Source organism: Psychrobacter sp. H26 (assembly GCF_059073035.1).
Window position 1 is genome coordinate 816,836 of sequence record NZ_JCACRW010000001.1, and the last position, 12,447, is coordinate 829,282.

The 12,447-nt window shown below is 42.4% G+C and carries 11 protein-coding genes; 4 read left to right on the top strand and 7 right to left on the bottom strand.

All coding sequences use genetic code 11. The annotated features are described in order from the left end of the window. Positions 1-99: 99 nt before the first annotated feature. Positions 100-624, top strand: a complete 525-nt coding sequence (locus tag AC5JPT_RS03375) for a TIGR00645 family protein (RefSeq protein ID WP_319052285.1) — start codon at positions 100-102, stop codon at positions 622-624. 109 nt (positions 625-733) lie between these two features. Here the strand turns inward: AC5JPT_RS03375 and AC5JPT_RS03380 are convergent, their stop codons facing one another. After that, entirely contained in the window at positions 734-1,417 is a 684-nt protein-coding gene (locus AC5JPT_RS03380) for a DUF421 domain-containing protein (RefSeq protein WP_443527084.1), read from the bottom strand. Positions 1,418-1,798: 381 nt separating this feature from the next. On the opposite strand from AC5JPT_RS03380, the gene AC5JPT_RS03385 reads away from it, so the two are divergent. Next, the gene (locus AC5JPT_RS03385; RefSeq protein WP_493857109.1) at positions 1,799-2,725 is read left to right on the top strand and encodes a DMT family transporter; all 927 of its coding nucleotides are present in this window, start codon (positions 1,799-1,801) and stop codon (positions 2,723-2,725) included. A 176-nt stretch (positions 2,726-2,901) separates the two neighbouring features. Here AC5JPT_RS03385 and AC5JPT_RS03390 read toward each other — a convergent pair whose 3' ends face one another. Beyond that, positions 2,902-3,315 (bottom strand): organic hydroperoxide resistance protein, encoded by a 414-nt coding sequence (locus AC5JPT_RS03390; protein WP_443527081.1) that lies wholly within the window; start codon positions 3,313-3,315, stop codon positions 2,902-2,904. Positions 3,316-3,481: 166 nt separating this feature from the next. On the opposite strand from AC5JPT_RS03390, the gene AC5JPT_RS03395 reads away from it, so the two are divergent. Beyond that, entirely contained in the window at positions 3,482-4,333 is an 852-nt protein-coding gene (locus AC5JPT_RS03395; protein WP_493857110.1) for an AraC family transcriptional regulator, read from the top strand. A 249-nt stretch (positions 4,334-4,582) separates the two neighbouring features. Continuing rightward, the gene (locus AC5JPT_RS03400) at positions 4,583-4,912 is read left to right on the top strand and encodes a hypothetical protein (protein WP_319052290.1); all 330 of its coding nucleotides are present in this window, start codon (positions 4,583-4,585) and stop codon (positions 4,910-4,912) included. A gap of 80 nt (positions 4,913-4,992) precedes the next feature. Here the strand turns inward: AC5JPT_RS03400 and hrpA are convergent, their stop codons facing one another. The 5 genes from hrpA to AC5JPT_RS03425 form a co-directional block, all read right to left on the bottom strand. Further along, positions 4,993-9,135: an ATP-dependent RNA helicase HrpA gene (gene hrpA, locus AC5JPT_RS03405; RefSeq protein ID WP_493858420.1), complete on the bottom strand. Its 4,143-nt coding sequence runs from the start codon at positions 9,133-9,135 to the stop codon at positions 4,993-4,995. Between the two features lie 303 nt (positions 9,136-9,438). Continuing rightward, positions 9,439-9,768 carry a hypothetical protein gene (locus AC5JPT_RS03410; RefSeq protein WP_493857111.1) on the bottom strand — a complete coding sequence of 110 codons (330 nt, stop codon included), beginning with the start codon at positions 9,766-9,768 and terminating at the stop codon, positions 9,439-9,441. A 1-nt stretch (position 9,769) separates the two neighbouring features. Further along, positions 9,770-10,363 carry a DUF1543 domain-containing protein gene (locus tag AC5JPT_RS03415; RefSeq protein WP_493857112.1) on the bottom strand — a complete coding sequence of 198 codons (594 nt, stop codon included), beginning with the start codon at positions 10,361-10,363 and terminating at the stop codon, positions 9,770-9,772. Positions 10,364-10,450: 87 nt separating this feature from the next. After that, positions 10,451-11,233, bottom strand: a complete 783-nt coding sequence (locus AC5JPT_RS03420; RefSeq protein ID WP_493857113.1) for a metallophosphoesterase family protein — start codon at positions 11,231-11,233, stop codon at positions 10,451-10,453. A gap of 4 nt (positions 11,234-11,237) precedes the next feature. Further along, on the bottom strand, positions 11,238-12,251 hold the full coding sequence (locus AC5JPT_RS03425) for an alpha/beta fold hydrolase (protein WP_493857114.1): 1,014 nt from the start codon (positions 12,249-12,251) through the stop codon (positions 11,238-11,240). Positions 12,252-12,447 lie beyond the last annotated feature (196 nt).

Consider the following 12,447-nt stretch of genomic DNA (forward strand, 5'->3'; position numbering starts at 1 on the left):
TAGGCACTACGTGTCATGACTAAAAATTACACGACTAAAAACAGGTTGTATTTTACCCACCATTAATATCATTTGTTTTTTAAAACTTAAGAGATATCCATGCTAAAGAAGTTTGAGCTGTACTTAGAAAAAACAATATTCAACAGCCGCTGGATACTGGCACCTTTTTATCTGGGATTGGTACTAGGCATCGTTTTACTATTTGTTAAGTTTGTTCAAAAACTGTGGCATATGTTTGCCGATATACTTATAGCCTCCGAAGCCAGTGTGATTGTAGATATATTGATATTAGTTGATATCTCGTTAGTCGCCAGTTTATTACTCATCATTATATTTAGTGGCTACGAGATTTTTGTCTCAAAAATTGACACTGGCGCTCATGACGATCGTCCTAGCTGGATGGGGAAAGTAGATTTTTCTGGTTTAAAGCTCAAAGTCATCGGAGCTATCGTCGCGATCTCAGCAATCGATCTTCTGAAATCTTTTATGGATATCTCTAGCGGAATGAGTGAGCTCGATGCTGATAAGCTGATGTGGAAAGTGATCATTCACATGACCTTTGTATTGTCAGGCTTATTATTTGCTGTTATGGATAAAGTGGTCGGCGATACCAAAAAGCACTGATACTTAGAACACTTACAGGAGCAACTTAGTTTCTCAGTAATCTGGTTTCAAAGTCATAATCTATTGTGCTGTCTTACATCATGATATAGAAGACAGCACGGTATACTCATTATTTGACGATTTTGTTGTTTAATGCTTTAGCCCAGTTTCTACAATTGTCTTCGCATCGCGGGCAACAATGATCAGGGTCAGGTATCTTATTGACATAACCGCAATACATACAGGCATAGTAAGTATTTACCTCTGTTTCTTCGACTGCCTGATACTGCTTAGGGAACAACGGCATACCGTAATCTGTTTTTTCAGCGGTGTGCAATAAAATACTAAAATTGCCGTCAGCTTCGAGCAGACCAACACGAACTTGCCCTAAATGCTCAACCCCTTGCTGGCGCATCTCAGCAAAAAACTCATCATGTGACATCTCACCTTGCTTAATTTTATCAAGTACCAACATGCCATTTTCTACAATATAAAGTGATCTTCCCTCCAACAGGTCTTCAAAAGGCTGGAACTTCATCATCGCCCAGGTGCAAAACCTGTAGAGGGAGATGACCGTACCCATGATCAATACCGCCTGAATAATAGGCAGATCTTCGGTGAACATGGGATCGCCTGCAATAGAGCCTAGCGATAGAATAATGGTCAGCTCAAAGATAGAGAGCTGACGAACGCCGCGCTTGCCTGTGAATCGCAAGAACGTAATAATCAATACAAACATGACAGTGACACGTATTAAAATTTCAACGGCAAACAACCAAGTGGTGTCATGAATAAAAATACTTGCCCAATCCATACTACTGCTTCCTATTTATTTATCTGGTTTATTGTGTTTAATGGTTGTCTTGCTAATGGTTCATTTGATGCGAAATAGATTACCTCTATACTCCAAACCTTATCGTTAATACAACTATCGTTATTCTCATTTAACAAAGATTTTTTGTCACAAGTACGACAAAATATCTAACCTTATAAAACCACTGTCGCTCTAATTTTTATCTTTTTCATTATTACTTCTACTAATAAATAAGCTATCGTTATAGCGACATACCTAAGAAATCAAAGCTAGAAGTTAAAACCAAAAACTAGAAATCAAGACTATAGGCCAAAAATTAAGATAAAAACAAAACACAATGCTTGTCTATTTAGACACACTTACTCATTTTAGGAATCATCTTTGAAAGCCACTATTTATACCATCATTGCGTTAATTGCCTTTGCCGCAAACTCTCTTTTTTGCCGAATGGCATTGGCAGAGGGTTATATCGACGCTTGGAGCTTTACGATTATTCGCTTACTAAGTGCGGCTGTGTGCTTAGTTTTTATTATGGCGATTCACGCTTACCGTCTAAAGCGTCAATCTCGCACGACTGACAGCGCCGCCACTGATGCAATTTTGAATGATAAAGGCAGCTGGTTCAGTAGCATCAGCTTGGTTGTTTATGCATTGTGCTTCTCGATTGCCTATGTAGAGCTTGATACAGGCACTGGAGCATTGATTTTGTTTTCAGCAGTACAGCTTACGATGATTGGCTGGGGTATCTACCAAAAAGAGACGCTAAGTACATTGCAGTGGCTAGCATTTATCATTGCCGTAGCAGGGTTTGTCTATCTGATGCTGCCATCAGCCGCTATCCCCTCACCCTTGGCTGCATCACTGATGGCGATGAGCGGTGTAGCTTGGGGAGTATACAGCATACGCGGCAAATCGTGTGTCTCACCACTGCGAGCGACAGGATTTAACTTTGTACGAAGTTTGGTAGCCGTTCCCATATTACTGTTGGTGGGCATGATGTATTTGGACGATATGGGTTTATCGAATATTGAGATGCAAAGCATCACGAGTGAAGGAATACTGCTGGCCTGTGCCTCAGGAGCGATCGCTTCTGGTCTGGGTTACAGTATTTGGTATAGCGCGATGCCATTATTGAAGAATACACAAGCGGCTATTGTTCAGCTGTGTGTACCTGTGATTGCAGCGGTGCTAGGTGTGGTATTTTTGTCTGAGCAGCTCACTATGCCATTTATTATTGCAAGCGTCGTGATTTTGGGCGCCGTCTTAGTATTTATTTTGAATAAAAAAAGCCCCAACCTAGTAAGGTGAGTACTTATGATAATCTTTCACTAGCTTGGCTTGTGACAAAAGGTTCATGCTACTATTCTGTTCTACTAGATAGTATAAAACCGCCCCGATTTGTATAAATCGGGGCGGTTTTTATATGAGCTATTACTTTTGCCAAATGGCTACTATAGGCCAATTAGAGCCAACATAGAACACCGTTAGACAACAGTAACTTCTAAGCGAGTCTCAACGTTGCCGCGCGTTGCATTAGAGTATGGACATACCTGATGCGTGGCTTCAATCAGCTGCTGCGCCTGCGCTTCGTCGATACCTGACACTTCAACATACAACTCTACGTCCAAGTTGTAACTACCATCTGCTTTCATACCGATACCTACTTGCGCAGAAGTCTTCGAAGAGGTAATAGGCAGTTTCATATGCTGCGCAGTCATGCTCAAAGCGCTATCAAAACAAGCTGCATAACCCATAGCAAAAAGCTGTTCTGGGTTGACGCCTTCTTTGTCTTGCTCTTGAAAAGAAACCAAATCAAAACCCAATGAGCCATCGTCTAGCCCAGTATGACCAGAACGTCCACCAGTCGCTGTCGCGCGAGTTTTATAAAATATTTTCATAATCAATAACTCCTTGTTTCATATTATTAGAGATCGTGCTTACGCTGTTGCGATAAGACTATTATAGTGACGTCTGCTTATAGGCGTTAGAACAGACCTCTATAACTCTTGCCTAATCCTATAAATTTTCATACTATCAGGCAACAACCTAAAACAAGCAATGATGATGAATCAGACAACGATAGATCAACTACTCAGAGTACTACCCAAAAACAAAACCATCGAATCAGCCGTGGCAGGATTGTTCTTCTATTGTGCTGATAGGTCAAGCAAAGCTGTCAGCTATATACAAGAGCCAAGTATATGTATTGTCTTACAAGGCGAGCGAGAGATTTACTTAGGAGCAGACTGCCAAAGGTTTGATAATAGCAATCTGATGTTTTGCCCAGTCAATATCCCGCTTAGCATGCATATCAAACACGCTTCTATCGAAAACCCTGTCATTGTCTTATCCATGAAACTAGACCTAGCGATGATTAGAGATATTTTAGCGCGAATACCTGCTAACCAAACAATAGTAAGCGGTCACTCAGGCATAAAATGGCAGTTAGACGATACGATAATGGCGGCGTTTGAACGGTTGATAAACTTGCTTGATTATCCAAATGGTATTGGGTTTTTGGCATCTTTGATTCAGCAGGAGATATACTATCGCCTACTCTCAGCAGAACAAGGAATCAAGCTTAGGCAATTGGTCGTCGATGGCAGTCATACACATCGCATCGCCCAAGCTACTGACTGGATAAAGGCACATTTAAATCAACCTATCATGGTCGAGCACCTTGCCAGTCGATGCGGTATGAGCATCTCAGGGTTTCACCAGCACTTCAAGGAAATCACCCAATTAAGCCCATTGCAATATCAAAAAAACCTGCGGTTGATGGAGGCAAGGCGTCTGATTAAGAGGCACGGAGCACAAATATCACAGATCGCCATGCAAGTAGGTTATGAAAGCCCTAGCCAGTTTAGCCGAGAATATAAGCGACTGTTCGGTGTGAATCCGAGCAGTGATTTGTAGTTATTATTTTACTCTTTAACAGTATAAGTTTTTTCGCTTAGGCTATTTTATATCGTATCGTTCAAACCCCTTCTTCAGAAATGATCGTTTTTAAATTAAATAATTTATGGCGTATTTTAAATATATGGAAAAATTGTTTGACTTGCCTTTATATTCGTATTATAACATATAGTATATATTCAAATAAAAGAATATATAGACGTAGATAAATCTACGTTCATTAATAGATATGCTGGGGAGGAGATTGACATGATTCGTTTAAGCTACACTCTCAAATGCTGGGCACTAGGTATCACTTATTTTTCAGTGTTTTACTTCTTGGTTGTCATGAGTGACCCCGGCTTTAGTAAATATCTATACATGTTAGCCCTAAGCACACTACTCTTCCCCATTGCCAAACGTGCAGTGGATGTAATGACAGATTTTTTTACCCCAGATATCGAGCTATTTAATGGTTTACTCCCATCCATCCTGATCAATGTGGTGATTTGGATACTGACACCATTTATCGTGGCATTTACCGCCATTGCGTTTATGCTCTATAGCATGGGAGTACTGACAGAAAGAATCAGTCATTAACTACCAATAAAAAAGAGGGCTAGATTAGTAATGACTAATCTAGCCCTCTTTTTGGGTTTAATATATAAAGATACTCTATGCTAGCTTACCTTATCCCACATTTTGCTAAGACGTTTGGGTGATACCGCCATACGGGTTTTCATCGGCTGAGCAAATAGCTGGATCCGATACTCTTCCACCATCCAGCGATACTCACTGATGGCTTCCTTGTCCGCACGTCCTGCTAATCTTTCCATATGCAAGTCTAGCGCGTAGACACCATCAAGATCGGCGTCTAAATTGTGCTCTAAACGCTCAAGGCGAATCTCTAGCGCTTCAAGATAACGCGGATACTGTTGCCAATGGCTATAATCCATACGGTAAACAAAATTAGCCAAATGTAAATCTTCTAATTGATCTTCAATGTCATCGATAGACTCTCCAAATATCTCACGGTCTAACATCAGTAGCCCCTGGCGAATACGTTGCCAGCGCGTATAGACATTTTTGAGCGTTTTGATAACGCTTTGACCTGTCAATAAGAAATTACTCAGCACAACTTCGAGCGTCTGTGCATATTCTTCAGGGGTAAATGGTAGCTCCTCACTCAGACCCACTGCGATATCATCAGCGCTCTCTGGTAGGTTTTCGCTATGGTCAAACAGGACATAGTGCTCTTCGAGTGCGGCATCCAATGTGGTATCAATAACGATTGTTTTTAGTTTTTCCATATCACCCAGCGGTGCAAATGCCAGTTTGAATATTTTATCTACTTGACTGGTCAGCTGTTTTTTCTTCGCACCAAGCTTCCCTTTGATCAAGGTTAATACGCCGATACGATGCGCTTGTAGTGCTGCATTGACATCGGTGTACTGGTGAATGGATACTGCCTCTCCTGCCTCATCAGCAACGAGCGCAGCAAACTGCTTCATGACCACGCCTGCGCTATGATGGTTTTTGCTAAAGGCAAAATGTTCAGGGAAGTCAGTATGCGCACCTTGTTGCTCATTAACCGCTTGGCTAGTCTCGGAAGCATGGCGAATCTGCAACGTTTGCAGATCACGACCTTTTTCGATGATACGGTTTTTGTCATCAACCACACAGATTTGTGGTTGCAAATAACGATCAATCGTAGAGGGGCTAAAACTCTCCGGCGTCACAGACATAATACCGCGGCGATTGAGCGCTTGGCACAGTTGTTTTAATAACCCTTGTCCGCCTTGTTGCTGCAACTCGTCAAATAGCCTATCTGCGGTATCAGGTATCGGGACGATCTGGCGACGGATATCTTTTGGTAATGATTTGAGCAACTGTAGCACCAACTCATAGCGCCATCCTGGCACACCCCATAGCAATTCAATCGCATCGAGCTGTGGTAATGCGGCAAGCGGTACGCGTATGGTCACGCCATCATCATCGCTTGCTGGATCAAAGATATAACGCAGCGGCAGTTTTAGATCACCCAGCTTCCATACTTCTGGGAAGTCGCCCGTGGTTGGTGCTTGGCTAGTGAGTACATCCTCGTCAGTAAAAAACAGATACTTGTTGTCGTTTTTCTCTACCTCTGCCCGCCAGTCTTCAAATGTTTTGCGGCTGGCAACATACTCAGGAATCTTTTTGTCATAGAACTGATAGAGCGTTTCTTCATCAACCAATAAATCACGGCGACGTAGCTTGTCTTCGATGCGCTCAACATGAGCAACTTTGTCCATATTATGCTGCAAAAATGGCGCATTGCGACCGAAATTACCAGTCACAAGACCATCACGAATGAATATCTCTCGTGACTCGACCAAGTTTACTTGCTCGTAATTGGTGAGCTGCTTACTGATAATAATCAAGCCAAATAAACTAATCTGCGCGTACGCTTTGACTCGTCCTGTCTTTTTGGACCAATGCGGCTCAAAGTAATGATATTTGAGTAGGTCTCCTGCCGCCGAGGTAATCCATTCGGGTTCAATTTTGGCAACGGTACGCATAAACACTTGGGAGGTTTCGACCATCTCAAATGCCATAACCCAAGGCGGTATCTGTTTAAATACCGTACTGGCTGGGAATATCTTGGCTTTTTGCTGGCGCGCCGCCAAATACTCACCGCGACTTTCAGTTTTGTGCGCGATAATAGACAACAAACCTGTCAATAAGGCTCTATGCAAATTGGCATATTTGACAGCTTTTAACGCTTCGTCTTCGATCGCTGTTGGGTCATTCTTGGCAACATTTTTATCCGATATTTGTGAGTCATTGACATCGGTTAACTTAAGCTCAGTGACCATTTGTACCAATTGACGATGCGTCTGGTGCCATTCGCGTACACGCGGGAAACTTAGATAGTTCTTTTTTGCAAACTGCTTACGCTGATTACCGGACAGTTTATTGCCGTCTTCGTCCTTTTCAAACAGTGCCTTCCACAGACTTAGATAGAATAAAAAGTCAGAGTCGTCTTGACGAAATACCGCATGTTTTTGATCAGCTTGTGTGCGCTTATTGGCAGGACGCTCACGTGGATCTTGTACCGCAAGCGCTGCCACCACGATGAGCATCTCACGAATACAATCAAAGTCAGAACCAGCCACTAGCATACGTGCCAGCCTTGGATCGATTGGCATACGTGCCATTTTCTGACCTGTTGCTGTTAGGCGAAGATGATCGAGCCCTTTTTGACGCTTTGATGATTTGTTTTTATCTTGCGTAGTATCTTGTTTGGATGTGATGGCGCCCAGTTCATCAAGCAGCTTGTGACCATCAGTGACTAATCGACTATCAGGTGGCTCAATAAAATCAAAGTTGTCTACACTACCTAAACGTAGGTTTGCCATCTGCAATATCACAGAAGCTAGATTGGTACGTAAAATCTCAGGCTCAGTAAATTCAGGACGACCGCTAAAGTCCTCTTCAGAATAAAGACGAATACAAACCCCTGGCGCGACACGGCCACAACGACCTTTACGCTGGTTGGCTGCCGCTTGCGAAATTGCTTCAATCGGCAGACGTTGTACGCGTGAGCGATATGAGTAACGCGAAATACGCGCAAATCCCAAGTCGATTACATAGCGAATACCCGGTACTGTCAACGCCGTCTCAGCGACATTGGTCGCAATGACAATACGTCGACCTCGACCTGACGGCTGAAAGATACGCTGCTGTTCTTCATAGGTCTGCCGTGCAAACAGTGGCAACACTTCGGTATGACGTGGACCGTGGCGCTCAAGTACTTCTTGCGTTTCGCGAATCTCTGCCTCAGTCGCGGCAAATATCAGGATATCGGCTTGATCGGCATGACCTTTACTCTGCGCGTCGCTAAAACACTCCTCAACAGCGGCAACCACCGCACGCGGTAAATTCTCTTCAAAATCATCATAGCTGTCGTCTTCTGAGCTATTTACTGGCTCATCAGTCAGTGGACGATAGCGCACCTCTACTGGAAAGCTGCGTCCTTCCACATTGAAGATAGGCGCAGGGACTTGCCGTTTGAGCTTGGCATCATAACGGCTAAAGTATTCACTAAAACGCTTGGTATCGAGTGTTGCTGAGGTAATAATTACCTTTAAATCTGGACGTTTGGGTAGCATCTTTTTGAGATAACCCATGATAAAGTCGATATTTAAGCTACGCTCATGTGCTTCATCAATGATAATCGTATCGTATTTACTCAAAAAACGATCATGACCCAGCTCAGCGAGCAAAATACCATCAGTCATTAGCTTGACTACAGATTGCGCTGATCCTTGCTCGTTGAAGCGAATCTTGAAACTGACCGTATTGCCTAGCTGCTCTCCGAGCTCTTCTGCAATACGGTTTGCGACGCTACGCGCGGCCAAGCGTCTTGGCTGCGTGTGCCCTATCTGTCCAGTAATACCGCGTCCTGCCAGCATGGCAAGCTTAGGTAATTGCGTTGTTTTACCAGAACCTGTCTCACCCGCCACGATAATGACTTGATTGTCGATGATGGCTTGTACCAGATCTTCTGCACGTTGACTTACTGGCAGATCAAGATTTAACTTAGCGGGCAAATCGCTTGGAATACTGTCGATGCGGGCTTGTACTGCTGCTTGAGAGCGCGTTTTTATCTTATCGTATTGGGCACGCTTCTTAGTCAGCACATCGTCTTGATTGTTTTTTTGCTCAGAATCATGATTGGATTTTTTATTTTTAGACACGGCGGCACGCGTCAGCTCCCGTTCAAGACGGTTTAAATAGTAGCTGTCTTTAGCAAGTACAGGTAGGTCGGCTAATGGTTCCACCGCTCTTTTTGTATCTTCAATTTCATTTGTACTAGGAGTGCTTAAATTGTTTTTCTCGGAAGTATCTGGCATATTTGCTTAGGCTATTTATTATTAATAAGTGATTAGATTATGGAGGCAAATAGCAGGCGATTCAAGTGAGTCCTGTATTGATTACACACCTGAAATTCACACTATAACTATGCGCGATAGAACGCCTGTCTTAGCTGTGATAAAAGTATCGACGCACGTAGCTGAGATAGCATGGATATAAACATTAGATTGCACATACTTAAAGCCGCAGAGAAGGCTCAGCTAGTAACATTAATCACTATTGGGATAGGCTTTGGTATAAATAATCTGTTGACTGGCAGCAGCACCCTCAAAAAAGGCATGTATTTTTTGTAATGATAGTCTAGGAAAAGGCAGATGTAGCGACAGTATTAATTTTTCGAACCCCAACATCTCATTAGCCAACTCTCTCGCTACGTCAGGACAAATCTGCGGGTTTTCATAAAGGTTGTCAATTAGCCACGTCAATCGTGGAAATTTTGCGTTATTATGAATTTGATAAAGTATGGGCAGTAGGTCATCAGATATCTGGCAGCGCATTTTGCGAATTAGACCACTTTTGTAATACATATTTAGAGCCATATTATGATAACTTCCTTAGGTTCTTGATACTTAAGTATCCCACATACTCTTTATCTTCTCCAATCTCAATATTGTTCTTCCCTATCTCAACGATAGGCTCAATCAACAGCTGAACATTTGAGAGCAAATCATTTACGTTATAGATATCATCTATATCAACCTCAAACTTATCATCGATATGAGAGGCGGCATCGAGAAGTGAATCGATATCTGTAAAGGTGAACTGTTTATAAAAGTCGCTTTGCTTTGCTTGCTTAATGGCCTCGGCCTGACTGGTGGCGACAATAAGCAATTTATAATGAAACTCTTCGAAACTGCCCTGCTGATAGCCGCCCAAATTGATAAAGAACAGCTTTAAGTCAGCATCTTTGCCTACTTGCTTACCTGACTCAATCAGTTTAATCGTGTAACCATCAACCTTAGTAATCGCTCGATACGAGTCGATATGCCATTTGTTTTTGACCTCTGACCAATGCTGATTGATGTCTTCTATCAGCTCACTGACCTGATTGGCGACACCAAAAAACATGTCGTGCTGCTCTATCAGACGCCCTTTGGGACGACCACCAAGTTGAACCATATATAGAGTGAGCATGTAACACCGTCCTTATAATAATTTAATGGTAGATCATGGTTGGTGGCTTTAGTCATTTCGGCTAGCAATAATGCTGAGTCTTCCACACTACAATACTCGCCCAGTATTTAAAGCAAACGCCCAGTCTTCGCGTCCATTTTTGGAGGCCAGTGTAGCTGCTTTTTTATGATCATAAGCCACCTTGATATGCTCAGTTTGCCAACGTTTACCTTGTTGAGTATCAATGCATGTTATAAGAGAATAGTTAGCATAAGGTGAATAGGTCTGCATTTTATGGATGATAGGCAAATCATCTTCGTAAGCGGGGTAACCAACGCTACCACAATTAATAACTGTTTGACCTGATGATAATACTACTGTTCGCGGAATATGGGTATGACCACAGACAATGACCGCACTATCGACACCATCAAGCAGTGATGAAATAGAGGCATCATCACGTACTACTGGCTGCCCTGTTTTAATATCTTCTAGTAAATACGTCATGTCATCGGTTGGTGAGCCGTGGCATAGGTAGACATCCTTACTTAAATGATAATCGAACGGCAAAAACCGCATCCATTCAATCGCATCTTTAGATAATTCTGTGACAATAAAACTCAACGTTGAATTGCTAACAATTTCTGCTGTCGTTGCTTCATAAATCTGCCTATCCTGATTACCTCGTATGGTAATAATGTCTTCTTGATGTTCCATTAACAGCTCATAGGTAGCCTGAGGCGCTATTGGCCCATATAAAATATCACCAAGATTTACGATCTGATCAGCACCGCGTTGTTTGATATCAGCAAGCACTGCCTCCAAAGCAAAGACATTACTATGAATGTCTGAAATCGCAGCGATGGTTGTTGTTTTTATTATCTTGTTCATGTCTCTACTCATTCATCAAAAATTGCTTCACAACATCAACAGTTGCTATCGGATTTTCTTCATGCGGTACATGACCCAAATCATCAAACACCACAAGCTGACTGTTACGTATATCCCTGTGAAATAATGCCGCGTTTTCTACAGGTATGAGGTTATCTTTTGCACCCCATAATATCAATGTCGGTATATCCAACTGCTTGATTTGTTCTTGATGACTATCACTATCGGTTTCTTTTAGACGACGAGTCAAGGCTTGCCGATTGCCTTGGCGTAGTGTCAATTCATAGTATCTATCAACTAAGTCATCGTCGACCTTACTCTCATCTGCATACACGCTCACGACGCTTTTTTCGACGACACTTCTGGGCAAGATATAATTTAAAATAGGCGCTATTGCAGGATAGCCTGCAACCTTAAAGCCAATAGGAATATGTTTGGGTACTGCTGGATAACCCACTGAATCCACTAATATAAGCTGTTCTATGCGATCAGGATACAAGGCTGCGGTACGCCAAGCAATTTTACCGCCCAACGAATTGCCTGCTAGAATGACACGATCTATATCCAAGCTATCGAGCACTTGAATGACAAATTCAGCATAACGCTCACTGCTATATTGTATGCTTTGGTCAATATAAGGACCTGTTAGACCAAATCCTGGTAAATCCATACTCACAACACAGTATTGATCAGAAAGCGCCTCTGTCCAGCCACTCCACGTATGCAAGCTTGCTGATGTTCCATGCAACAAAACAATGGTGCTAGTAGAAGTGGTATCAGGAGAGGTATCAGCCCCTGCGTCTATTGATGCTGTTCTACGGTTTGCATGACATATACCGGATTGCGTCACATGTGCCTGCGTACCTTGTATGTCTATAAATTCACTATTAGGTAGCTGCCAATGCTTTAGCTCAGTGACAGTACGGTCTGGTGCCCAATACAATGCTATGAGTGCCACTAGCACAACAACTATAGCCAAGATAAGAAAGATCGTTATTTTTAATAAATACTGTGTCATGTGATCAAGTCCATTTAATAGTATGACATTAGGATATGCTGTTTTTTCTAAGTATTATTTTTAGGTATAGCCCTAGAAGTTGATTGACGATTGGTCGCGAGCAGCAGCGACAACAACTGACGTACATCATCATGTTTATCCAACTGCTACTCACTATGGGTATAAGAGCAAATTATAAGTAGTTTATTTTTATGAA

What these genes read in the sequence shown, in the direction of transcription:
- AC5JPT_RS03375 (WP_319052285.1), top strand. Translation starts at nt 100, where the DNA reads ATGCTAAAGAAGTTTGAGCTGTACTTAGAAAAAACAATATTCAACAGC.
- AC5JPT_RS03380 (WP_443527084.1), bottom strand. Translation starts at nt 1,417, where the DNA reads ATGGATTGGGCAAGTATTTTTATTCATGACACCACTTGGTTGTTTGCC.
- AC5JPT_RS03390 (WP_443527081.1), bottom strand. Translation starts at nt 3,315, where the DNA reads ATGAAAATATTTTATAAAACTCGCGCGACAGCGACTGGTGGACGTTCT.
- AC5JPT_RS03395 (WP_493857110.1), top strand. Translation starts at nt 3,482, where the DNA reads ATGAATCAGACAACGATAGATCAACTACTCAGAGTACTACCCAAAAAC.
- AC5JPT_RS03400 (WP_319052290.1), top strand. Translation starts at nt 4,583, where the DNA reads ATGATTCGTTTAAGCTACACTCTCAAATGCTGGGCACTAGGTATCACT.
- AC5JPT_RS03410 (WP_493857111.1), bottom strand. Translation starts at nt 9,768, where the DNA reads ATGGCTCTAAATATGTATTACAAAAGTGGTCTAATTCGCAAAATGCGC.
- AC5JPT_RS03415 (WP_493857112.1), bottom strand. Translation starts at nt 10,363, where the DNA reads ATGCTCACTCTATATATGGTTCAACTTGGTGGTCGTCCCAAAGGGCGT.
- AC5JPT_RS03420 (WP_493857113.1), bottom strand. Translation starts at nt 11,233, where the DNA reads ATGAACAAGATAATAAAAACAACAACCATCGCTGCGATTTCAGACATT.
- AC5JPT_RS03425 (WP_493857114.1), bottom strand. Translation starts at nt 12,251, where the DNA reads ATGACACAGTATTTATTAAAAATAACGATCTTTCTTATCTTGGCTATA.